The 22,286-nt window shown below is 46.7% G+C and carries 20 protein-coding genes; 10 read left to right on the top strand and 10 right to left on the bottom strand.

Annotated elements, in window-relative coordinates:
- Positions 1–13: 13 nt before the first annotated feature.
- Together CWE22_RS07580 and CWE22_RS07575 are read left to right on the top strand one after the other, a co-directional pair.
- Positions 14–1,240 (top strand): aspartyl protease family protein, encoded by a 1,227-nt coding sequence (locus CWE22_RS07580; protein ID WP_169930718.1) that lies wholly within the window; start codon positions 14–16, stop codon positions 1,238–1,240.
- A 63-nt stretch (positions 1,241–1,303) separates the two neighbouring features.
- Positions 1,304–2,374 (top strand): type 1 glutamine amidotransferase domain-containing protein, encoded by a 1,071-nt coding sequence (locus tag CWE22_RS07575; protein ID WP_169930717.1) that lies wholly within the window; start codon positions 1,304–1,306, stop codon positions 2,372–2,374.
- Between the two features lie 53 nt (positions 2,375–2,427).
- Here CWE22_RS07575 and CWE22_RS07570 read toward each other — a convergent pair whose 3' ends face one another.
- The 5 genes from CWE22_RS07570 to CWE22_RS07550 are packed head-to-tail and all read right to left on the bottom strand — an operon-like array spanning position 2,428 to position 6,629.
- A complete protein-coding gene (locus CWE22_RS07570) occupies positions 2,428–3,297 on the bottom strand; it encodes an MBL fold metallo-hydrolase (RefSeq protein ID WP_169930716.1) in 870 nt (289 codons plus the stop codon).
- Positions 3,298–3,324: 27 nt separating this feature from the next.
- Positions 3,325–4,350: an alpha/beta hydrolase-fold protein gene (locus CWE22_RS07565; protein ID WP_169930715.1), complete on the bottom strand. Its 1,026-nt coding sequence runs from the start codon at positions 4,348–4,350 to the stop codon at positions 3,325–3,327.
- A gap of 1 nt (position 4,351) precedes the next feature.
- Positions 4,352–5,143 carry a PhzF family phenazine biosynthesis protein gene (locus CWE22_RS07560; protein ID WP_169930714.1) on the bottom strand — a complete coding sequence of 264 codons (792 nt, stop codon included), beginning with the start codon at positions 5,141–5,143 and terminating at the stop codon, positions 4,352–4,354.
- Positions 5,103–5,966: a DMT family transporter gene (locus CWE22_RS07555; RefSeq protein WP_169930713.1), complete on the bottom strand. Its 864-nt coding sequence runs from the start codon at positions 5,964–5,966 to the stop codon at positions 5,103–5,105. The genes CWE22_RS07560 and CWE22_RS07555 overlap by 41 nt, the downstream gene beginning before the upstream one ends.
- 24 nt (positions 5,967–5,990) lie before the next feature.
- Complete coding sequence (locus CWE22_RS07550) at positions 5,991–6,629, bottom strand: class I SAM-dependent methyltransferase (protein WP_169930712.1); 639 nt, start codon at positions 6,627–6,629, stop codon at positions 5,991–5,993.
- A 140-nt stretch (positions 6,630–6,769) separates the two neighbouring features.
- On the opposite strand from CWE22_RS07550, the gene CWE22_RS07545 reads away from it, so the two are divergent.
- The 3 genes from CWE22_RS07545 to CWE22_RS07535 all read left to right on the top strand — a co-directional run bounded on the left by CWE22_RS07545 (position 6,770) and on the right by CWE22_RS07535 (position 9,682).
- Positions 6,770–7,639 carry a LysR family transcriptional regulator gene (locus CWE22_RS07545; protein ID WP_169930711.1) on the top strand — a complete coding sequence of 290 codons (870 nt, stop codon included), beginning with the start codon at positions 6,770–6,772 and terminating at the stop codon, positions 7,637–7,639.
- A 111-nt stretch (positions 7,640–7,750) separates the two neighbouring features.
- On the top strand, positions 7,751–8,737 hold the full coding sequence (locus tag CWE22_RS07540) for a Get4 family protein (protein ID WP_169930710.1): 987 nt from the start codon (positions 7,751–7,753) through the stop codon (positions 8,735–8,737).
- A gap of 138 nt (positions 8,738–8,875) precedes the next feature.
- Positions 8,876–9,682: an SDR family oxidoreductase gene (locus tag CWE22_RS07535; RefSeq protein WP_169930709.1), complete on the top strand. Its 807-nt coding sequence runs from the start codon at positions 8,876–8,878 to the stop codon at positions 9,680–9,682.
- A gap of 19 nt (positions 9,683–9,701) precedes the next feature.
- Here CWE22_RS07535 and CWE22_RS07530 read toward each other — a convergent pair whose 3' ends face one another.
- Complete coding sequence (locus tag CWE22_RS07530; protein ID WP_169930708.1) at positions 9,702–10,826, bottom strand: type 1 glutamine amidotransferase domain-containing protein; 1,125 nt, start codon at positions 10,824–10,826, stop codon at positions 9,702–9,704.
- Between the two features lie 136 nt (positions 10,827–10,962).
- On the opposite strand from CWE22_RS07530, the gene CWE22_RS07525 reads away from it, so the two are divergent.
- From CWE22_RS07525 to CWE22_RS07515, 3 genes are read left to right on the top strand one after another with little or no spacing between them, the layout of a single operon-like run.
- The gene (locus CWE22_RS07525; RefSeq protein ID WP_169930707.1) at positions 10,963–12,348 is read left to right on the top strand and encodes a S41 family peptidase; all 1,386 of its coding nucleotides are present in this window, start codon (positions 10,963–10,965) and stop codon (positions 12,346–12,348) included.
- Positions 12,345–13,034: a response regulator transcription factor gene (locus CWE22_RS07520; RefSeq protein WP_169930706.1), complete on the top strand. Its 690-nt coding sequence runs from the start codon at positions 12,345–12,347 to the stop codon at positions 13,032–13,034. The genes CWE22_RS07525 and CWE22_RS07520 overlap by 4 nt, the downstream gene beginning before the upstream one ends.
- Positions 12,994–14,301, top strand: a complete 1,308-nt coding sequence (locus CWE22_RS07515; protein ID WP_211618634.1) for a sensor histidine kinase — start codon at positions 12,994–12,996, stop codon at positions 14,299–14,301. Before CWE22_RS07520 ends, CWE22_RS07515 begins: the two co-directional genes overlap by 41 nt.
- Here CWE22_RS07515 and CWE22_RS07510 read toward each other — a convergent pair.
- The 4 genes from CWE22_RS07510 to CWE22_RS07495 form a co-directional block, all read right to left on the bottom strand.
- The gene (locus CWE22_RS07510) at positions 14,288–14,929 is read right to left on the bottom strand and encodes a glutathione S-transferase family protein (RefSeq protein ID WP_169930705.1); all 642 of its coding nucleotides are present in this window, start codon (positions 14,927–14,929) and stop codon (positions 14,288–14,290) included. The two genes, CWE22_RS07515 and CWE22_RS07510, sit on opposite strands and share 14 nt — an antisense overlap.
- On the bottom strand, positions 14,926–16,647 hold the full coding sequence (locus CWE22_RS07505; protein ID WP_169930704.1) for a formylglycine-generating enzyme family protein: 1,722 nt from the start codon (positions 16,645–16,647) through the stop codon (positions 14,926–14,928). The genes CWE22_RS07510 and CWE22_RS07505 overlap by 4 nt, the downstream gene beginning before the upstream one ends.
- Before the next feature lie 7 nt (positions 16,648–16,654).
- Positions 16,655–18,145 carry a hypothetical protein gene (locus CWE22_RS07500; protein ID WP_211618632.1) on the bottom strand — a complete coding sequence of 497 codons (1,491 nt, stop codon included), beginning with the start codon at positions 18,143–18,145 and terminating at the stop codon, positions 16,655–16,657.
- A 134-nt stretch (positions 18,146–18,279) separates the two neighbouring features.
- Positions 18,280–19,137: a helix-turn-helix transcriptional regulator gene (locus tag CWE22_RS07495; RefSeq protein ID WP_169930703.1), complete on the bottom strand. Its 858-nt coding sequence runs from the start codon at positions 19,135–19,137 to the stop codon at positions 18,280–18,282.
- Positions 19,138–19,597: 460 nt separating this feature from the next.
- Between CWE22_RS07495 and CWE22_RS07490 the strand changes: the two genes are divergently transcribed.
- Both CWE22_RS07490 and CWE22_RS07485 read left to right on the top strand, forming a co-directional pair.
- On the top strand, positions 19,598–20,746 hold the full coding sequence (locus CWE22_RS07490) for a nuclear transport factor 2 family protein (protein WP_169930702.1): 1,149 nt from the start codon (positions 19,598–19,600) through the stop codon (positions 20,744–20,746).
- Between the two features lie 28 nt (positions 20,747–20,774).
- Positions 20,775–22,274 carry an alpha/beta hydrolase gene (locus CWE22_RS07485; RefSeq protein WP_169930701.1) on the top strand — a complete coding sequence of 500 codons (1,500 nt, stop codon included), beginning with the start codon at positions 20,775–20,777 and terminating at the stop codon, positions 22,272–22,274.
- Positions 22,275–22,286: the final 12 nt, after the last annotated feature.

Below are 22,286 nucleotides of genomic sequence, written 5' to 3'. Positions count from 1 at the left end.
TTGAGTAACAGTTATGAAGAAGATATTTGCAGTGATTTTGCTACTCCAGCTGTCGGGCTGTAGTTTAGTTAACGTCTTTAAAATGCGTGCAGAAAATGACGATATTCAACCTGTGTGGCAGGGAGAACAGCAGCAATATGCGTTCGACACCAAGTACATAGGCGTAAAACCTCATGTGCTGATATCGATTGATGGTGAAACGCAGTTCCTTATGCACATTGATACCGGACTTTCGTTCTCCATGTTATTTGACACAGAAAAAGTCCGAAACATGGCCTTCGAGCGCGATTATGAATTGCCAGTTTTTGGTTGGGGTAATGATGAATCTTCGGTGGGATACAAAACCGAGGTTGCCGAGGTAAATATTGGCCCCGTAAGCGTTAAGAATTTTAGTTTTGCCGTGGTCCCAGTAAGCCAAAGTCAATATTTCCTTTCTGGCCAAGAAATGATTTTTGACGGAGTCATCGGTAACGATTTCTTGCAACATTTTGCATGGGTTTTCGATTATCAGGCGGAGCAAGTCACCATTTCAAATGTTCCGTTAGTCCAAAGCCCAGAATCGACAGTTCTTGGATTCGAAACTGGCTCTCGAAAGATCAGTATTCCGGTTACGCTTGATTTTGGCGACCAGAAACAGAACGAAATCGATGTCAAAATCGATACGGGTAGCCGTCACTATTTGAAGATAAACACTGCTTATGTCGAGAACCGAGAGATTCAGTTGCCTTCGCCATTGGTGGAAGCTGCAGACTTTGGTTTGAGTGGTAAAGCGGCGCATCAGCGGTTTCGTCTTCCTAAGTTAAGTATCGGCGACCTTGAACTTGAGGGCGTCAAAACGAACCTCATTGTTGCTGAAGACGAGGATGATCTGAATGTTATCGGGAGCGCACTGTTTGCGCATTATCGAGTTAGCATTGATTATCTAAATCAAACCATTAGCTTTACGCCCTATTCCGAGCAACCTTTCTCAAGTCGCTTTAATCTTTCGGGCCTTGAATTAAGAGAGCAAATCGACGGAAGCTTTATTGTCAGAAACGTTGCCAACGGTTTTCCCACTGAAGGTTCGCCTATTGCAGTTGGTGATGTCATCGAAAGTATGAATGACATTGCTACCAGCGAGATCAGCACATCTCGTTGGTTAGATACGGCAAACACCCCAGGTGAGCTAAAGCTTTGTATTCGCGATAAGCAATGTCACGTCGTTGTGCTTCAACCGATCCCTGGTTTCTCAACACCTTAGCGTTTCACTATTTTTTTACTTCATTGAGGTTACTCTCCTGCTTTATTTAGTAGGAGAGTATCTATGATCAAAAAGTTGATCGTCAGTCTAATCGTTATCATTAGTGTCTTATTCGCTAGCTTTTTGGGGTTACAAAGCTGGATCAAAGGTTTCGTGCCGGACAAAGCGCATATTGAATCAGTAAAGAGCACGCAAAAAAGCGAGCTTGATTACCTCAATTCGGAACGACCAGAGTATCGAGGAAAAATACTCGCGGTGGTGACCAATGTTGGAGAGGCAAACGATGAGATAGAAGCCGGCTTTGAGTTCACCGAACTGGCTCGAGCCTACTGGGTGTTTACGGCGAATGGATTTGAGGTTGATATCGCAAGCCCTGTCGGGGGAAACCCTCCTGCGGTCATGGATAATGACGATATGGACATCTATGACTATGCATTCTTGAATGACCCTGATTCTCAGCACAAATTAAGAAACTCTCTTGCCTTGGCCGATATTGATGCAACTGATTACCAGGCGGTCTATTTCGTTGGCGGCAAAGGCACCATGTTTGACTTCCCAGAAAATACTGACATACAAAGAATCGTCAAAACAATGTACGAAAGTGACCGTGTCGTGAGCGCAGTATGTCATGGCCCCGCCGCACTTTTAAATGCACGGTTAGACGATGGAGGTTACTTGTTGTCTGGCAAAGATGTTAGTGGGTTTACCAATGAAGAAGAGTTATTCATTATTCCAAATGCGAGTGAAGTCTTTCCGTTTCTCTTAGAAGACATGCTGGAAGAGAGAGGTGCCAACTTTATCGAGGGTGCACGCTATCTTGAAAATGTGGCCCAAGACGGAAAGCTTATAACAGGCCAGAACCCCTGGTCGGTCTGGAAAGTCGCTGAGTTAGTGGTAGAAGAGCTTGGCTATACCCCGAAACATCGTCCTCGAACCGAGGAAGAGCGTGCGATTGACGTGTTGATGATCTATGAAGCAAAGGGCTACGAGTTGGCTAGAGGCGAGTTGTTAAACTCTGAACACCGCGTTAAAAGTTTAACAGTTCTTACCCATGCTTTAGTTGCCATGATCGATTTTGAAATCAGCAAAGGAATCGATTTATTGCGCTTGGCGAATGTTTCAAAAAGTCGATAGGTTGAAAACTAGGAGCTTGGCTTTTAGCAGCCAAGCTCTCTGGTTTGACTAAGTTATAAGCCGCTTCTGAATACGTCTTCAACATGGTGGATGGTATAAGTTACGAACTCGTCGTAGCGCTCCAGTCCTTGCAACAGAGATTTGATGTCCTGATGGTCAGCGATCGCGTTAGCAGATAAACCCTCGTGAGCGAGTTTCTGAGACAACTCGCTGAAGCCTTCATAGATGCCAATGATTTTGTTGAGTTCAGCAGCGGAAGTGCTGACCTTTTGTCCTCTATTACTTGGAACAAAGATTGTTGAGTCTGCTTGCTCAAAAGCTATCTCGCGCAAGGCAGAAATGTGCGCCGGCCAGCCGTTGGGACCAGCATAAATAAGCCAGTCGTTACGTAGAGCATCCCCAGCGAAAACGACGTTACTTTTTTCTAAAGTAATGAAGGCGTGATCGAGCGTGTGGGCCGCTGAATGGGTCATGCGAATGGTCTCTGTGCCAGCATCGATAAGAAGCTCCTCTGAGAAGCTAATATCTATCGTTACTCCCTGCGTAGTGAGGTTTTCATGACCAATAATCGTAGCGCCTCGGTCTCGAAAATAGGAGCTGCCATGATGGTGGAAAGGATCCGAATCAATAACTAAAACTTTGGTAATTGGTTTGCCGCTGACGTGCCGCACCAGCTCTTCTACAGACTGAGCATTGCGCCGCATCATGGATGAGATCAACACCACTTCATCGGAACCGACCACTATACCGAAGTTAATTCGCGTTGTACCAAACGCTTGGCTGGCAATAACTACATGTTGGTTAATGCGATTAACTTCGAATAGTTCACCGTCGATTTCGATTTCTATGGCCCAAGAACTCGGGCAGGTGATCATATATGTCAGTACGACCCAAAGAGTCCTGAAATTTTTTTTGAAAGTCATTTTTTTCCATTTTCAATTGTGCGAATTCTAAAGATCTAGCCTTTGACTTAAGGATTTTGCCCGCGCAGCCCACTCTGTTTGATTATTGCGTTCGAACTCTGCAATTATCTGCGTCATGAAGTAAGATTTATGCTCGGATTCTGTGAAGCGCCAGTGTTGCTCAGCTAATTCAAACTTGCCCAACTGAGTGTAGGTTTCGGCTGCTGCGAGTGTTAGCTCTGAAAGCAAAGATGACTCGGGTGCCGCGCCATAGTCGATGGTCCGCTGCTTTAGGATCTCCATTAAGTCTTGAACTTTATAATCGCGTTGCGTGAACTGTTTGTAGCTGGGTAGCTGGTAATCTGAGTGTGCTTGTAAAAGGGCCGCACGCAATCCCGGAATGAGAGCTGATTGGTGGTTTTCTTGTGGTAGAGAAATGATGGATAAGTCGGCGTTGCTCTGAGAATCCAGTAGCGGTTTGTAGAATTGCATAAGTCGGTGACTCTCATTGCCAAACACCACGAAATGTTGACGTAACATATTGTCGTTTGCTAATTCCTCAGGTATATCGCTGATGGAATCAAAAACCGGTGACAAACTAATAATGGTGGTGAAAGGACTTTCGCGAAGTGCGAGAGAGTTCATTAGTCCGCCTGCCGTATACGAAAAACCGACAATACTATTACGCTTGAGAGTTCGGTATTGCTTCGCAATAAGCGGAGCTAGTTCAGAACTGAGCCACTCGCTTAGCATGTTTCGGTCACGTGTGACGTGGCGCCAGAGCTGTTTAACTTCGACATCCACAATAATCGTTTGTGGGAATTCATGAAATTCTTCAAGTCGCCGAATTGCTTCAACGGCTTCATTGAAGTAATCGCCTTTATAGAAAGGGCCGCTATCGACAAGAAAAATTACAGGGTAGCTGCGATTAGAGTCGTTATACGACTGCGGAAGATTTACTGAGTAATGAAAGGGTTCATCGGTGGGCTTTTCCTCGGCGGCACTTGGACTGGATAGGATGCTTAACGCAAATAGAGCCACGGAATACATTAAAAAACTAAATTTATTGTTCATTTTACAGGCCTCGGCTTTCAAGCTCGGCGAAGCAACAGTTGGCTGTAACCAGAGCGTTATTGTTTTCGATGGTCATTTCGACACTGCATTGCTGCGCTTGGCGTACCATTAGAACGCCTAAGTCATCAGTTTGTACCGATAGTATTGAGGCGAGTGCAATGCATGAATTGCCATTCACTGGGTCTTCGCTGATGCCAAGTTGTGGTGCAAACATTCGCCCAATAAAGGCATTGGGTAGATCGGTTGCGGCATAGGCAAAGAATGATTCAATATCAGGAAAAGCGTCGGCGATATCCGTGAAAGAAGAAGCTTGAATCGCTCTGATAGACCGTTCATCGGCGTATTCGATCATCAAACGTAACTTTTGACTGGCTGTTGCTACAGGCCATAGCGACGAGGCGTTTATAAAGTGTTTGCGTAAAACGAGTGCGGTCGTTTGCTCGATGGCTGCTTTTGGGAGCAAAGGGATGCGTAGAGCTAACTCATCATTGACATATTGAGGTTTTAAAATGCCACCTCCAAAATGCAATTCACAATTGAGCCCTTCGTGATGCATGACGTAGCAAGCCGCGAGAGTCGCGTGTAAACACGATTGCATCTCGCATAAAGGCGAAAAAATCCGCAGGGTTGCCTTGTTACCCAATAAGTGAATAAACGCTGTTTCAGAAAGCCCGTTTTCTGCAGCTGCCGATTGCATCTCGCGCTTAGTGAGTTCTTTGCTTACTAAGAAAACAAGACAATGATTGCCAGCATTAGGGGCGCTTGAAAATACGGCGATACGATAGTTTTTCAATATCTTTTTCTCGTAATGTGGCAGTTAGTAAGATGACAGCAGCACCGATGTATGTACTCAGGGTCATCGATTGGTTTAAAAAAACGAACCCTAAAACGCTTGAAAAGATAATCCTCGAGTAGTCGACAGGAAGGACCTTCGCTGCGGGAGCTAGGGAGAACGCTTTCGCCATAAAAATTTGGGCCAAATAGAATGCTGTACCGATAGCTAGTAGCCAAAGTAGCTGTGTGTTCGTCGGGGTAACCCAGCCATCAATTGCCAGCAGGGCAGAGATAGGGACCATCACAAGGTAAGAAACGTACAAAATCGTTTGTGGCGACTCGGTGTCCGACAAACTTTTTACCGAAACGTATGCTACGGCAGTCATAAAGGCGCCAAATAATGCCGCGGCATAGCCAATCGCGTCGCCCTCAGCACTAAAGCCCGTAATAATAAAAACACCAATAAAGCCAACCACTAATTTGAATAGAGTTGCTTTTGTTAGCTTTTCTCCAAGATAGAAAATGCTCAAAACTGTACCAAAAATCGGCGCCAAGAACGTAATCGCAACTGAGTCGGCAACAGGAATTTTGGTAACTGAATAAAAAATACTTAAACCGCCAAGAAGAGTTGCACTCGCACGGAAAAAATGTGCCTTCCATCGTTTAAATGAGGCCAACGGTAGAGCCTTGTTAGCCGAAAATAGAAAAGTAAGCAAAAAGCCCACCAAGTTGCGAGCGAGGAACATGACTGTCACCGCAACGGATTGACTGAGATAGGACACTAAAATCCAGACAATTGTTTGGGATAGTCCGTATCCGACCATGTATAAGTAAGGTTTCACTTGTTCCTCTTTATAATCGGGTAATTAAATTTTAATTACAGCTTTTCGTGCGATTAAAAAGACGCTGGCTTTGTCAGGCATCCAAGCCTGAACTAGCTCAAAGCCAGCATCGGTGACTCGTTTTAAATAGTCGTCTTTAGTTAAAAAATTAATATGGGGAGCACGACCAAGGGCTTGCATCATTTTAATGATCCAACGAACAAAAATAGATTCATTTTTTAAAAGTGGGGTGCTAGATATAAATATCCCATCTGCTTTTAAAACCCGATAAACCTCATTGAGAGTATCTGCGGGGCTATGTATCAAATGCATGATATTGAGACCCAAAACAGCGTCATAGCTATCGGGTTTAAATTTAAAGTCCTCTAATTCACCTACCTTAAACGAGACATTTGAAATATTGGCGGCTTGCGCGCGCTCTTTTGCGATAGTAATCATCCTGGGGGAGATATCCGTTGCGTCAATGCGCTCGACTTTTGGCGCGTGTAGAATTGCAGTGCTACCAGTGCCGCAACCAAACTCGAGTACCACGTCGCTGGCAGATAGGTAATGTTGCGTAAGTTGAATTTTGCGCTGATACACGGCTTCATCAGGCACAGGCTTTTTAGCATACTTGGCTGCTAACTTGTCCCAGAAGAGCGCGGCTGTATATTTTTTGTTCATGTTAATGGTTGCACATGGCACTTAATTTGTTTGGTGAATTGCAAAATACCACTAGCCAAACAGAGGTTCTTCTTTTTTCATTGTTTGCTGGCTATACAAAAATGTATACTGAAATTCATTTTTGGTGACAGAGAATTAGAGTGGACTTCGACTGGGACGATGCAAAAGCTTTTTTAGTGACGGCTGAAACAGGGTCATTAACCGCTGCTGCTAAGTTATTGCGCACAAGTCAACCTACGGTGGGGCGGCGCGTTGCCGCACTGGAAGAAAGCCTAGGTGTGGTGCTATTCGAGCGTAGTAAGAATAGTCTGTTCCTCACCCCGCAGGGGGAGCGTATTCTTGAGGCGTTGCAGGGAATGGAACAGGTTGCCAATAATGTGATATTGGTAGCCAAAGGGGCCACCGAATCCTTAGCGGGAACCGTTACTGTGGCCGTCAGTCAAGTTGATGCCTGCTTCACCATGCCGGCATTAATTAATGAATTAAAACAGCTTGAGCAGACACTCCAGGTTAAGTTAGAGGTTTCCAACGATAGCGCCGATCTCATTCACCGAAACGCCGATATCGCTATTCGAAATTTTAGGCCAACTGAAGAAAACTTAATCATTCGGAAGCTTGGTGATGCAAAAGTGAATCTATTTGGCACACCAGAGTTATGCGCTATCCATTCGGAACGAGATAACGCAGCGTCAACCTTGCCTATAATTGGCTTTCTCGAGACCGATTATTTGACAAAAATTTTGGTCGATGGCGGCATTGCGAAAGAGCGAATTAATTACGTGTGCTTGAGCGACTTCCAGCTCAGTCACATCGAATTAGCCAAACTAGGTCTTGGTTTTGCATTGTTGCCGACCAAACTTGGCAAAAAAGTTCCTGAACTCAATTGTCTATTCCCAAAAGATCACTCCGTTTACGACTACAGCACGTGGCTTGTGTGTCATTCTGAGTTGCGGCATAACCAACGTATACGCTTCGTCTACGACTTTTTGGCGGAACGTCTCAGCCGCTGAATTCGCACGTTGATCACGACATCGTCTCTTTTCATCATACTTTTCTTGAGCAACAGACCGAGCCAACCAAGTATAGACGCACCCAAGGAACGAATTATACGAGGTGCGTAGATGAGGTTTGCTATTCCATTGTGCTGGTTAGGTTTGCTATATGTTTCTATGTCTCAATCCGCAGCGGCAAGTAGTTATAAAGAAGCCGGGGAGGCCCTACTTGAGGGTGAGACGAATACTGCTAAAAGCTTGATCCAAAATCCAGGTTGCGCGGCGTCTCCTAAATGTAATGAGCTCGCGGTTCTATTCCATATATATACTGACGATAGCGATACTGGAATTGAACGGCTTAGCGCTTACGAAGTTAAGTACGCAGACGAAGCCCGAACTCATGCATTTGCCGCAGAGGCTTGGCGAAGTATTGCACACCAAGTTAATATTTTTCGTAAAAGGACCTATTACAATAAGGCACTTCAAGCGAAGTTCCGTGCTGGGGCTGCAGACTCCGCTTTGCCCAGATATAAAGTGCTGCGAGCGTCAGCATTTGGCCAAGAAGGTGACATAGCTGCGCAAAGAAAATTAACTGCTGACATTGTCGTTAATGACGATAAGTGGGGGCGTATCGCGCAACTTAATTTGGCCCAAAATACCGATGATTTTGAGTGGGGGGCTAGTGTGGCTGCAGAAGCAATCGCGAGCTATCCCGATGACTTTTTTATTAATGAACGAGTCGCTCAGTTTTACTGGACATTAGGTAACATTGATAAAGCGCAACAGCACTTTTTAGTTGCCTGTAAGTCAGCTCCTGAAGTGGATTGGTTTGACCGCAAGAAGTGGCTTGATTCGTGCTTTTTGGTTGCTCAGTTTGCTGACCAAGATGGAATGAACCGAGAGGCAGCAGTGGCTGCACTCCGTTTTGTTCTTGCAGAACACCAACTACTGACCAGTGATAATCTTGAATACGCAAAACTTTTGCTCAAAATTGCTGGTGAGAACGAAAGAGCACCGGCGAACGCATTTCTTGAACGAGTGATACGGCAATCGGACGATGAGACATTGGTTGATGCAGCCATCAAAACCCTTAAAACTTATGATTTGAGCCATTAGAGGGATCGTGTTGCGGAATCATGCAAAAATGAATGGTCTTAATGCTCCTCACGAATTAGGAAGCCTGTGGTATAAGCATTTAGCAGTTTGTTTGGCTAGTATAATTAAATAATACGAACTAAAGCGGAATGAACCTCGATGGGCAGACTTAACGATAAAATTATAATCATTACGGGCGCTGCTCGCGGTATTGGTGAGGGTGTAGCGCGTGCTTATCATGAGGAAGGTGCAATTGTCATTTTGACCGACATTTTAGTCGATGAAGTCAACGCAGTGGCGAAAGAATTAGGTGATCGTGCCTATGCTCTTGAATTAGATGTGAGAGAAGAAAACCAATGGCAGGACATAATGCGTTGGGTCGAGAGTAAATTCGGTCGCTTAAATGGCTTATTTAATAATGCTGGCATTACGGGCCTAGAAGCAGCAACAGGCCCTCACGATCCCGAACACGTCTCATTGGAAGATTGGCACCATGTACATGCAGTAAACTTAGACGGCACCTTTTTAGGTTGCAAGCACGCTATCCAGCTCATGCGTCGAACCCAAAGTGCAGGCAGCATCGTCAACATGTCATCACGCTCCGGTCTTGTCGGCATACCGGGCGCTGCCGCATATGCCTCATCGAAAGCCGCCATTCGCAACCACACCAAAACCGTAGCTTTATATTGTGCCCAAGAAGGCTTGCCCATCCGCTGCAACTCAATTCATCCAGCCGCTATCCTGACTCCGATCTGGGACCCCATGCTTGGAGAGGGCCCTCAGCGCGAAAAGAACATTAAAAAAATTGTCGCCGATTGCCCAATGCATCGCTTTGGTGAAGTGAGCGAAGTGGCTGCCGTCTGCGTTTTGCTTGCCTCTGACGAGGCTAACTATATAAATGCCTCAGAGATCATGATCGATGGTGGAGTGCTCGCTGGCAGTTTCAATGCCAGCGCTGGCGAATAAAAGCAGGGGCAGCTCGAAGTCAGAACAGTGCTTCAAGTTTGCTAAGGTTCGAATGCCCCGCAAACTTAACTTTAAACTCTTCGAAAATACCGAGTGCCTGTTCGCGCTGACCTTGCTCAAGTAAGTTAAGAATGAGCTGCGTGTCGTACTCCGGATGCGAGAAGTACTTGCGAATAGTATGCATGAGCTCCAACTCGCGCGCTTTATTTTGCTCATCAGCTAGGCGATAGGCATAAAAACCGTAGAGTGCGAGATAATTCATATCGTAGCTGTCGGCCTCACGAGCAAGCGCAAGATCGAGCATTGTCGAACCCGTTTCGCGAGCCGCTGAAATCAATGCCATGGTCGCTTCATCAGAGAACGGTTGACGCTCTTGCAGTGGCAAGCCAAGAGCTAACACTGTGGCTTCAGCTGCTTTGGCGACAGAGCCGGGATTTTGCGCGGTGATTAGATTTCCATCTATAGAAACATAAGGCAACATTGGTGCATTATTGACGAAGATAGCACCACGTTCTCTTAATTTATCTTCGAGTAAGAATGGGAAGTGTTCGATATGCTCGGCTGAAAACGCATGTTCTTCGGTATTGGTGAAGCTATTCATACGCTTTCCTCCGACGAACCACGAACCGTCTTCGTTTTGCAGATTTACCAGCGCAGCCGGACCGTGACAGACCGCGACAATAGTCATATCTCCATTGACCGCTGAGCTGAGTAGTGCTTGCGTTGCGTCATCTGCAGGCAGGTCAATCATTGCGCCTGAGCCACCAATAACAAAGACGGCATGGTAATCGCTGAGATCTACATCTGTCGGTGCTAGAGTATTCCCGAGTTGCTTCAAAGCGAGCTTTTTGAATCGTTGAATATATGCTAAGTCGTCTTTGTTATTCTTCACCAACACCGCGCCACCTTTGGGGCTCATGATATCGATCCGAATACCATTGTCGTACAGCACCAAATAGGCTTGGGCGAGCTCTTCAAGATCATAACTGAGTTCTGGCGCCTGTTCGGTTCCGTTGCTCGAAATCAGCATGAGTACGCGTTTACCACTGGATTCTTTGCTGACGGTTTGTGCCATGGCACTGCTAAGGCAACAACTGCCCAGTATCAATGCTATTCCGATTAAAAATAAGATTACATTTTTCATTAAAGGTCTCCCGATTAAGATTCTCGAGCATCTTAGTTGGGGAGTCGTCGTGAGAATGTGAAGAAAATTTGGACAGTCTCGACAAAGTCTTCACAAACGTTTGTGTAGCTTATGCACCAAGCTACAGGAGACAACCATGAACACATGTAAAGCGATACTATTTCTCACAATTTTTCTGCTTGGTGGCTGCGCGCAGTCTCATTTGGATATTTTTCCGGAGCTAGAAGACCCAAGCCTGATGGACCGAAAAATCTCGGTCACAGAGCTTCATCAAGATATTGATGCATTCGTCGCTGGCGTTCAGGCACGGCATCCTGACTTCGACGGCTATGCTAACCAGCAAGAGCTACAGCAGAGTGTGCTTAAACTTAAGCAACACATCGATCAACCACTGACTCGTGTGGAGTTTTTTCGTTATGTCGGGCAACTGTCGCATTTGTTCAATGATGGTCACAGTTTTTTAATTTGGCCTTATCAAGAATACGCTGCAGCAGTCGACGCCGGAACGGCGCCATTTCCTTTTGCGGTGAAGGAGCAAGATGGTTCTTTGTATCTGGCTCGTGACTATAATTTAAGTACAGATAGTGAATCTAAAACACTTGTAGCTGGAAGCCGAATTATCTCTATTAATGGCGTTTCAGCTGAACAAATCATAGAACAAGGTCAGCACTTCGTCGGCGGTGAGACGCAACGCCTTCGAGAAGCTTTTGTAGCAGCACGCTTTCCCTATATTTTATGGGCAGTGTTCGGCATGATTGGCAACTTCGAACTGGAAGTGCAACACGAAACCCAAGTAGACTCGATTAAATTGAACAGTACTCAACAATGGCAGTCGCAAACCGCGCAAGTTGCCCACTCAGAATTAGAACTGCAAATTTTAGAGCCTGGCCTCGGCTATTTGCGCGTGAGTTCATTCGATGTCGATCCAGAGCAATTCGCTGATGATATTGCAGAATACTTTTCGACTATCAAGCAGCAAAACATTCAGCATTTGATCATCGATATTCGCGATAACACAGGTGGTAATACTGATACTGCCACGGAGCTTGCAAGCTACCTTGCCGACAAACCTTTTCAGCTAGTGTCGCACGTGACCGAACGACTCAACGAGGACAATCGCGGTTGGTTCGGCTATAAAGGGAGTGTAGGCGACATAATCCGTACGCCATGGACCGACGAAGTGAACCCAAAAAGCGAAGCAAGACGCTTTACCGGCAATGTCTACGTACTGATTGGACCGGTAACCTATTCAGCAGCCATTGTTTTCGCAACGACAGTGCAGGACAACGAAATGGGTACACTCGTTGGTGAGTCAACCGGCGGTTATGCGAATCAAACCGCACAAGGGAATTTATTTAATCTGCCGCACTCGCAGCTGCGCGCTTATGTTGCCACTCGGCTGTTGGTGCGTCCAAACGGTGCGAGAGAGGTAACGACTGTTGTCCCTGACGTTATAGTTCAGCCCGACGTCGCAAGTGGCAGTGACACCGCGCTGACAAAAATTAAGGAGCTGCTGCAATGACCTCATTATCGGTCCTGTTGGTTGAGGATACGCTAGCTATTGCGACTGAGGTTTGTGACTTTCTAGAAGAGCAGGGCGTACAAATCGACTTCGCCGCGACCGGTCGGCACGGCCTGCAGTTAGCGCAAGAGCAGAATTACGACGTTGTGATTCTGGATGTCATGCTGCCTGACATGACCGGTATTCAGGTGTGCGAGAGTATCAAGCTAAGCTGTGACCCAATACCGCCTGTGCTGCTGCTCACGGCGCGCGACAGTATTGCTGATAAATCTGTCGGCTTTGCTGCAGGCGCGGATGACTATTTAACGAAGCCATTTGATTTACAAGAGCTCTACCTGCGTTGCCAAGCGTTGGCTCGTCGCCAGCAGCTGCATCAAGCACAAACGGTGAAGATCGGTGACCTCGAGGTCAATGAGCGTCAGCAGTGGGCGCAGCGCAACGGGCAAGCACTCAAGTTAAGTAGCACGGACTTTGCTATTTTACTGTTACTGGTTCGGGCGTATCCAAATGCTGTCAGTCGGCAGGAGGTCATCAACAAGTTCTGGGGAGATGATATGCCTGATAGCGATGTGTTGCGCTCGCATATTTACACCTTGCGACAAGCCCTGGATAAACCATTTGCCACTCCCATGTTAGCAACCTTACATGGGGTCGGGTTCCGGCTGCATTCCAGTGAGTCGAAATAACACAGTGAAAGCGCAAATGAACGGCACCAATTCGAGTATTAAAAAGACACTACAGATCGCGGTCGTGAGTTTTGCACTGGCGCTCGCAGTTTGCTTAGTGAGCTTGCTCATCGCATATGCCTACGTGGTTGAGGATAATGTCTTTAATCGTCTGGTGAGCAGTGAGGCGAACTATCTTGAGCGAGTTTATGCCGAACAGTCGCAAGTGGTTCAGCCACGCTTTCCGTTTATGACGATTTATTCCAATTGGCAAGAACTGCCAAAGCAGGTCCAAGAATTACGTCAACTCTCATCTGAACGCGTTGAGTTTCCGACAGCAAATGGTGGTACTTTACATCTGCAAACGTTGCAACTAGGCGGCGACGAATGGATTCTGACAGCCGATGTCACTGGCTTAGAAGTTTCGCGCGATTATTTACCGCGCTTGGTGCCATGGATCGGTTTGATCTTTGCCATTGTGATGGGTGCAGCTTGGTTACTTAGTTTTTATTTGGGGCGCAGCATTACCCAGCCACTCACTCGATTAGCGACCCGATTCAAACAATCAAGCGACAGCAGCAGATCTATAGAATTGCCCTCGCAATTACCGCAGAACGAAATTGGCTACCTTGCCGATGTGGTTAAGAACAGTGTCGATAAATTGCAGATCGCTTTGCAACGTGAGGCAGATTTCACTCGCGATATCAGTCACGAACTGCGCACGCCGACCACTGTTTTAAAGTTTCTGGTTGAGCGTCTTGATGACGCGAAAGGGCTGAGTAAACAGCAGAGCAAGCAACTCAAAGAAATGGTTGCGCGAATTGAAGAAACCACGACTGTGTTGCTTGCACTAGCGCGTGAAGAATCGGTCCATACTGAATCATTAGGGCTATTGGCTGAGCTGGAATCCTGCGTTGTGAACCACCGAAAATTAGCTGATCTCGAAGAGTTTGAGCTGCATATTGATGTGCCTAGCAACTATCGAATCAACGCTAATCAGAATCTTCTTCAGTTAATGTTGACCAACCTGATCAATAACGCACTAGAACATGCGAGCAAGCCCAGCTTGCAAATTAAATTACAGAGTAACGCTTTACACTTTACGAATCCAATCGCCGAAACGACACCTGCCGATCTGACAACCGCAAGCGTGCGTGGACCTGCTAGCCAAGGACTCGGACAGGGATTGCATTTGGTGAAGCGGATCTGCCAGTTGAATCAGTGGCAGCTCGAGATCAATTCTATGCCACCACAATTTCAGCTCGAGATCCGTTTTAAGAGTAATTAATAAAGAAAGGCCACCGATTACCTTCTTGACCGCTGTAGCTTTGGGCAAGCTGTTGGTAGACGAGGTCAGCAGTGAGCGCTTCATGAAACGGCAGTAATTCCTCAATACGATAATCGCGCACAATATCTGACTGCGCATTAGAGCGGGCAATAAGCACCATCGAGAACACCAAAACTAAGCCGACGTTCACCTCGATCTTTGCGGTGTTAACCACTAGATGGTCAAGCAGAATATCAACGCTTTTTTGGTAGGTCGCTACGCCGGCCTCACGCATGAAGTTGCTTTCTTGGCTGCGGCCGTACTTATGCGCCAATAGGTTTGCACGGAACAAAAAGATTAGCGTCGCTTCAAAGTCGCAATCACCAAGGCGAAACAGCTGGGCGTCAACAGTGCGGTGCCAGTCGTGTCCTAATAACCGCAATATGATCAGCAGCGAATCGGTGAGTGTTTCGTCGTCAGCAATCAGAGTGGGAACCTGTAGCTTGGGATTGCACTCAGCCAGCCTGGGGTCGTTTGCTAGACTGTCCCAAGTTAGCAAGTGCTCACTATGTTTCATTCCCGTCTTCAACAATAACCACTTAACCGCTCGCGAGAATGGCGAATCGATCACCCATATTAATGTGTTCACAACTGCTCCTCAGGAGTTACAGGTGAGAACTCTAACCAACTCAAGCCCCAGCGATCAAAGTTTTCTCGGAGTATAGTTAGCTCTAATGCGTGACGCCCGGCATCTAAATACACTTTGTGTCTGTTTGAAACCGAGTCATCGATGCCGCGCTCAAAGTCGGCACTGCCGGCAAGTTTGTTGCCCTGCCAGAGCTTAAAAAATTCGCCAGTCTGAAAGCTGCTGCCTTTGTAATTCAGTAGATACCAGCCAGCTTGAGCAACCTGTGTATCAAACCTTAGTGTCACCATATTTTGCTCCGTTAATTTATTGGTTTTAAACACCAAGTAACGCTCAGGTTTATCCTCCTCGGCAGGGAAATAATATAAGGATGCATTATGCAATTGGGTCAGTTGTTGCATATCCAAACGCCCCGGAATAGCAGAGACTGAAGCGGGCGCTGCCTTTACAACGGTTGCAGATGGGAATCCGAACATCTGACCTGCGCGCGCAATAACAATAAAGCTGCCAGCGCTGTCCGGTAAAGTCACTTCCAGTTGGGTGTTATCAGCATCGACAGCATAGGCTTTTTCATAATGCTTCTGGTAAAAGCCGCCAAGCAAATGTGCCTGCTTTATCGTTGAGCGGTAGATGTCATAGCCGGTTACCCGATTATCCGCTGATGGCAGCCAACTCAGTATCAGTTTGCCTTCATCGTTCTCGACCAGTCTCAGCTGAGTTACAGCAGGCAACAATCGTTCACGTTGCGTCAGTCGCTTTTGTTGTGCTTGGTGTAGTTGCTGTTCAAACGTTTGGCTAGAGGGTGCAACGACATCTGAATGTCCATCCATTGCCAGGCGAAAGCCGATACCGGCTGCGACATTCCAACCTTCACGTTTAAAGCGACCGCGGTTGCTATGTGGTTGTGCTGGATAGTGCCAATTGCCGCCGCGGGTAGCTATAAATTCGCATGATTTGGCATCCTGAGAGTTGCGGTCGGTTTGATAACCACTTGGGTCAAAGCACGAATTCAGATACTGGCTGACATTACCTGCCATGTCATACAACCCAAACGGATTGGGCCGATATAGACCGACTATGGCATTGTAGGCCTCACCATCATCACAATTTAAATGTTCGATAAAGCCTTTGTTGCTGTACCCATAAAGTTGGTTATTAACTTGTTCGCCGGTTAGATCTGCAAAGTTACCATACTTGCAGGCCTCTGTTTGCAACGGGTCATCCCCCCAAAAATAGCGACTACGGGTATTGGCTTTGGCGGCATATTCCCATTCCTGCTCGGTGGGTAGTCGATAATGCTGGCCCGTTTGTTCAGACAACCATGTAGCGTAAGCATTGGCATCTTGCCATGAAATACAGGTTACTGGTTGATAGTCGCTGTAGCTGTATCGGTGTTGATCCCAGCGACCGCTGCCGATGTGTTCGGGGCCTCTTAAACCCTCAGAATCAAGAAAATCGTTGCAGGTACTTTCCGTGGTATAACCCGTGGCGGCCGCAAATTTTCGAAACTCAGCGACGGTTACCGTATATTTACCTAGCTGAAATGCGTCCAACTGGACTTTATGCACTGGCCTAGCTTGTCGTTCACCGCCAGTCGTACCCATCATAAACTCACCAGCCGGAATATTAACCATTGGCGGTACAATGTGGTCAACTTGAGCGTGAACCGCTGGCAACAAACCGACCATAGGCATTAACAGAACAAGTATTGTTCGCATCATATGTTCCTTAACCATCTGCACAAATCTCATAACCTGGCGGGCAGGTTTTTGGCGTAAAGTCACGTGTCCATTGCGTGAATTCGTCCATACTGAATTGACGCCAACCACGAATATCTACCAGCTTCTCTACTGCAAGATTGAGCTCGGCAAGTGCGTCAGCGAAGCGCACCATGTCATGATAGATTCGTGGTTTTGCGGCTTTCAAATCAGTGACGAAATGGTCTTCTGCAAGCACCATCTGGGCTGCAGGTAAATAGGCTAATAAATAATGACGGGAGTGTGCGGTAGCAATATCAAATAGCTCTAAATTGCCCAACGCAAATGTTGCTCGTGGTGGGACCGAAATGATCTTGTTGTCGGCCTCGTCGACAGTGATATGGCTTAGAATAGAGTCTCTATGCTGTTCAGCAACCACTAAAGTAGCACCTAAGGTTAAGGCGTTATCTAAGCCTCGCACATTGGCATTGTGATGATGCGTGACGACAAAGTAGTTGAGCGGCTTATCTTGCTGAGACAGCTTTTTTATTTCAGCAAAATTGTCTGCTAGGGCATCCGCCGCTCCCAGTCCTATGTAATGGTCTGACTGCTCAATAAACACCGTAAGTGAGCGACCGGTGCCGGCTTGATACACGCCATCGGAAATCTCTTTGACAGTTAGCTCAGAAGCGTCAATTGTTTCACCCCAAGGAGTAAAATTCTTAAAGCCTTGAAATGCGGCCACGAGATCTGGGTCGAGTTCAATTGCACGGTGTACTGAGGTTAAGCGCAGCTCGCCATTAACAAAGAAGTTCATGTCGCGGGCAAAGGCGACCTTGCTGTCGGTACTATGATTGGAAAAAACATAAAGCAGATCGCCAGCGCGAGGGTGTTGGCGCAATAGCTTGTGGATAAGCCCATTTGCCTTGTCAACGAAGTAGGTATAGCGCTCGCCGGAGTCGGTTTCGTAAGTCAACTTGTGTTGCAGACGGCCACGGAAATAGTCATCGCCAATATAGTCTAGCTGGCCTGTTAGATTCGCCAAGTGCCGAGCATGCAACGTATCGCTGCTGCGTTCAAGTGACGCACCGAGACGTGCAAAGGTAGCCCAGTTTTGCTCGGAGTATTTCTCATGCAGGATGTCATACGCGATAGTTTGTTCACCCTGCTGAATCCACTTTTCCAAGTCGATGGTGGTTCGCGGCACGCGGTAAGACAGCAAACTTTTGCGCTGTCCCACGAAGTCTATCGTCAGTTCTTCATTGATTCGCCATAACTCGGGAATAGTGGGCGTTTCACCCTCGCCAGGCCATGGGCCTTTGTTGTAATCAATTACTCTAATGCTGTCGGCTTGTAAGAGCACATCACCGCCATAGGTCGCGATCACTTTATCGACAATCGCTTGTGTAACAGAATCAGTTGTAGTGTTTGTTTGGGCGGCTGTTGGCGTCAGACTAGCCGAGCTTGATGCAGCGTAGAAACTAAGCGTAGCGAACAGGATGACTACTATTACCTTTTTCATGAATGATCCATTGAAGTTTAGCGAGCCCGTGAGTGTGGCATGCTAAATGTCAGCTTTTTGTGAAGATGAGTGCGGCGATAGTAAGGAGTGCAAACAGGCATTTCGTCCTTCCCACCTAGGAAGGACAGTTAGCATTAGGGGCAATTCGCTCGGTATTCGCTTGGGGTCTGATTTAGGTAGTTTTTAAACGCTTTATAAAAAGCCGAGCGCGAGTTAAAACCGGTCGCATAGGCAATATCTAGTACGGAGTGGTCCGTCGTGGCTAATAACTGTCGTGCATCGTCGATTCTTGCTTTATTGATAAAATCAAAGAAGGTGGTATTGAGGTGCTGTGACAATGTTTGGGAAATATACTGGGGCGGCTCAGCAATATGTTTCGCCAGTTTGACGAGATTCAGGTCTGATTCTAGATGAATCTGGTCTTGCGCTACAGCGGTTTCTATTTTCGCTGCAATTCTTTGCAAATCTTTCTTGCGCAGTGCCGAGCGTTCATAGGCTTGTGCTTTTATCACGTGCGCTATTTCTGTATTCGCCTCTGTTGTCTCACCGAATCCAGTCTGTTGTTTGATGCCGTTGTGAGCCACTAACCACACGATAAGCGACAACAACCCGAGTACTCCCGTCTCTGAAATACCCAAGTGAGCAAGTCTGTTTTCTAGCGCGAGCACAACGAGGGCGTAGACCCACGTCAAGATCATTAGGGCGGACGTAATAATGACCCAGTTCAGTTTACGTCCTGATTCATCCGCGTATATGAGTCGGATGTTTTTGTGATAAGCCAATGTACGACGAAAAATACTGAATACGTAGCCGCAACTGAGCAGGAACCAGACCACTAAGAAGAAAGCAAACGCCATAGCTAACGTGATAAGCCATGGTGTATCGACTGGTTCTGACGCGAAAAACATCTGCTGAAAGTCTTTCGCCGGAAGCAGCGCGAGCGCAATACTCAGGCATAACACAACCGGCACGATGGCAAAGTGCTTCAACATCGATGGTTTCCAACACCATAAATCAGTTGTGATAGTTGCATCGTGGTAAAGCCAAAACGCTGGCAGAAATAGAAAAAATACAACCGGAATAAAACTTACATAAAGGTGTACGAGGTTTGGTGCTAACTCAAACACCACTGCACCCGAGGACAAGTAAAGGAGACAACTTAAAAGCAGCAGCAGAGGTCCCCTCGACCGACGTTTAGGAATATGAAAAATAGCAAAGCCGGCCACTGCCATGGCGAGCGAAGAAAAGAAGATAGCTAACATAGATGTCGATGCACTTACCCTAAAAAATCAGCATAGCACACGGATCGCCAAAACAGTCCTTCCTACGTGGCAAGGACGATTCGTCTTTTGGCGGCAGCTAAGGTCGCACTTCAGCCTTCACGAGATCCTCTAAGTGAGCGTAATAGGCTGGTCTAAATTGCCAAATTACCGACATTTATTGGAGATGAATATGTTTAGTCGTCACGTTGTTTTAAAGCTACTTTTATTAGTATCGGTGTTCTTCTGCAGTGCGGCGGCGTATGCAACTCAGTCGCAGCAAGCACAAAATCGGACTGCTATCACCCAAACGCTTGAGCTGTATTTTTATGGCTCATCACACAGTGACGCTGAAAAGTTGGCGCAGGCCTTTCATCCTGATGCATTGCTTTATTTAGAAAAGGCAGATGCCGCGGTTTGGCAAGTCTCCATCGATGAGTATCTAAGTTGGCATAAAGACGAGAACAAGGGTGTTGATAACGGTCGCATCGGTCGTATTTTGCAGATTGATGTGGAGGGCAACCTAGCGATTGCAAAAGCTGAAATTTTAATGCCGCAAAGGAAACAGCGATTCGTCGATCGCTTTCTCCTTAAAAAAGTAGCAGATAAATGGCAAATTATTAGCAAATCTGCTGCTGGATCCAGCAGTAATGTTAATGGTCAGCGCATTCTTTTTATTCTTTCTAGCGCACACTTTCACGGTGCTTCAAATCTTCCTACTGGGGTGAGCTTTTCTGAAATCGTTAATGCCTACGATGAGTTTATTCGTGCGGGTTACAGCGTTGACTTTGTGAGTCCAGACGGAGGTGCTTTGCCACTAGCGTATATCAATACATCGGATCCGATGCACAAGAAATACTTGTACGACGCCGATTTTATGTATGCGATTGGTAATACCATGAATCCGACTCAGGTTGTTCCGGACGACTACCGCGCAGTCCACTATGTAGGCGGTACCAACGCTATGTATGGCGTGGCTGACAACGCTGAGTTACAACGCATTTCGATGACAATCTATGAGCAACACAACGGCATCATTTCTGCCGTATGCCACGGTACTGCTGGTATTGCGCATTTGCGACTCACGAACGGCGAATACTTGGTCAAAGGTAAACGTATCAGCGGTTATCCAGACGAATATGAGAATCCTGACCGACCGTATTTCAAAGAGTTTCCGTTTCACATCACTAAAACCATCGAAGCGCGCGGCGGTGACTTCTTGTATAGCCCGCGCGGTCAAGAGCATGTAGAGGTTGATGGCCGCATAGTAACGGGGCAAAACTACCAATCATCAGCAGGCGTAGCGAAGGCAATGATTGCGATACTTGAAAGTCAATCTTGATTCGAATACAAAAATACGGAGCTTACTCATGCGTTACTTTCTTATTTTTCAACATGCAGTCTTTGTGGTCGCTTTGCTTGCAATGCCTTGGGCGGGTGCAGAACCTAGCAAAGCACCTTCACAACAGCGACTTTATCCGAATGAGCAGCCTATTACGTTTACTACTATGGATGGGCAAACCACCGATGCGTTTAGCGGTTTTATTAGCGTTCCCGAGAATAGAAACAATGCAACAAGTCGAATAATTAAGGTTCATTATGTTCGCTTCCCAGCAACAACGAGAGAATCAACAACGCCCATTATCTATCTCGCTGGAGGGCCTGGCGGTTCAGGAATTAACACTGCTAAATACCCCAACTTTCGTTTTCCACTCTTTATGGCGATGCGCGAATTTGGGGATGTGATCGCGCTTGATCAAAGAGGGACTGGATTATCTGATGACATGCCAGAGTGCCGCTCGCGGCAACACCTTGAGGGTACGACCGAACAAACCGAGGCGGAGGTTACGCGACTGTATCGTGCCGCGGCACTTGAGTGCGCCGATTTCTGGGCGCAGCATGGCATTGATATCAAAGGCTACAACACGCTAGAAAGTGCCCATGACTTGAATGACTTACGCGAACACCTTAACGCGCCCCAAATGACCTTATGGGGAATATCTTATGGGAGCCATCTTGCCTTCGCAGCTATGAAAGCATATCCCGAGAAAATTCAGCAAGTGGTCATTGCGAGTGCGGAGGGCTTGGACCAAACCGTTAAACTACCGGCGCGAACCGACGCCTACTTCGCGCGGCTTCAAGCAGCAATTAATACGCAAGAAAAGGCGCGTGAATTATATCCTGACATTGTCACTATGATGCATAGCGTGCATGAGAAGTTGGCAAAAGAACCGCTACCAGTCACTTACGAAAATGATTCGGGTAAGCGGACCTTATTGTTTCAGAAACAACACTTGCAGTTTTTGGCGGCAGGTATGATCTCTGATCCGCATCGCGGCGTGCCGTTATTATTACATTTGTATCGAACTCTAGATCGAGAAAACGTTGCCGCTCAAACGAACTTGCTTAGTGATGTTTTAAAGCGCGGCTATTTCGATGATACGCAAATAAGCTTTCGTGCAATGCCTATGGCAATGGACATTGCTTCTGGAATCTCTCAAGAGCGCTTGCAGTTGGTAAAAGACCAGTCAAAAACCAGCTTGCTTGGTTTGTCACTAAACTTTCCAATGCCACAAATGAATGAAGCTATTCCAGAACTTACGCTTGGGGACGACTTTAGAGTCAATCCAACCAGCGCAATTCCAACACTCCTGCTCACGGGGACTTTGGATGGAAGAACTTATCCAGAGGGGCAACTAGAAGCTACTTCGGGACTGAGTCGACTTACACATGTTACGGTCGTCAATGCCGGCCATAACTTATTTATGCGCTCACCCAAGGTGACTGAGGTTATTAGGTCATTTCTTGCAAGTGAGGTGGTTTCCGAAACAGAAATTGTGATTGACCTGCCAGATTTTGCGCGTTGGTAACACGTTGTTGCG

Source organism: Pseudidiomarina aestuarii, from assembly GCF_003987355.1.
GTDB classification, from domain to species: Bacteria; Pseudomonadota; Gammaproteobacteria; order Enterobacterales; family Alteromonadaceae; genus Pseudidiomarina; species Pseudidiomarina aestuarii.
Note: the sequence above shows the minus strand (reverse complement) of the source record. Positions and strands in the feature narration are given on the sequence as shown.

Excerpts from the sequence above, each read along its gene's own strand:
- CWE22_RS07550 (WP_169930712.1), bottom strand. The coding sequence starts at position 6,629 with ATGAACAAAAAATATACAGCCGCGCTCTTCTGGGACAAGTTAGCAGCC.
- CWE22_RS07535 (WP_169930709.1), top strand. The coding sequence starts at position 8,876 with ATGGGCAGACTTAACGATAAAATTATAATCATTACGGGCGCTGCTCGC.
- CWE22_RS07540 (WP_169930710.1), top strand. The coding sequence starts at position 7,751 with ATGAGGTTTGCTATTCCATTGTGCTGGTTAGGTTTGCTATATGTTTCT.
- CWE22_RS07495 (WP_169930703.1), bottom strand. The coding sequence starts at position 19,137 with ATGTTGAAGCACTTTGCCATCGTGCCGGTTGTGTTATGCCTGAGTATT.
- CWE22_RS07565 (WP_169930715.1), bottom strand. The coding sequence starts at position 4,350 with ATGAACAATAAATTTAGTTTTTTAATGTATTCCGTGGCTCTATTTGCG.
- CWE22_RS07500 (WP_211618632.1), bottom strand. The coding sequence starts at position 18,145 with ATGAAAAAGGTAATAGTAGTCATCCTGTTCGCTACGCTTAGTTTCTAC.
- CWE22_RS07485 (WP_169930701.1), top strand. The coding sequence starts at position 20,775 with ATGCGTTACTTTCTTATTTTTCAACATGCAGTCTTTGTGGTCGCTTTG.
- CWE22_RS07520 (WP_169930706.1), top strand. The coding sequence starts at position 12,345 with ATGACCTCATTATCGGTCCTGTTGGTTGAGGATACGCTAGCTATTGCG.
- CWE22_RS07515 (WP_211618634.1), top strand. The coding sequence starts at position 12,994 with ATGGGGTCGGGTTCCGGCTGCATTCCAGTGAGTCGAAATAACACAGTG.
- CWE22_RS07530 (WP_169930708.1), bottom strand. The coding sequence starts at position 10,826 with ATGAAAAATGTAATCTTATTTTTAATCGGAATAGCATTGATACTGGGC.
- CWE22_RS07570 (WP_169930716.1), bottom strand. The coding sequence starts at position 3,297 with ATGACTTTCAAAAAAAATTTCAGGACTCTTTGGGTCGTACTGACATAT.
- CWE22_RS07490 (WP_169930702.1), top strand. The coding sequence starts at position 19,598 with ATGTTTAGTCGTCACGTTGTTTTAAAGCTACTTTTATTAGTATCGGTG.
- CWE22_RS07575 (WP_169930717.1), top strand. The coding sequence starts at position 1,304 with ATGATCAAAAAGTTGATCGTCAGTCTAATCGTTATCATTAGTGTCTTA.
- CWE22_RS07525 (WP_169930707.1), top strand. The coding sequence starts at position 10,963 with ATGAACACATGTAAAGCGATACTATTTCTCACAATTTTTCTGCTTGGT.
- CWE22_RS07505 (WP_169930704.1), bottom strand. The coding sequence starts at position 16,647 with ATGATGCGAACAATACTTGTTCTGTTAATGCCTATGGTCGGTTTGTTG.
- CWE22_RS07580 (WP_169930718.1), top strand. The coding sequence starts at position 14 with ATGAAGAAGATATTTGCAGTGATTTTGCTACTCCAGCTGTCGGGCTGT.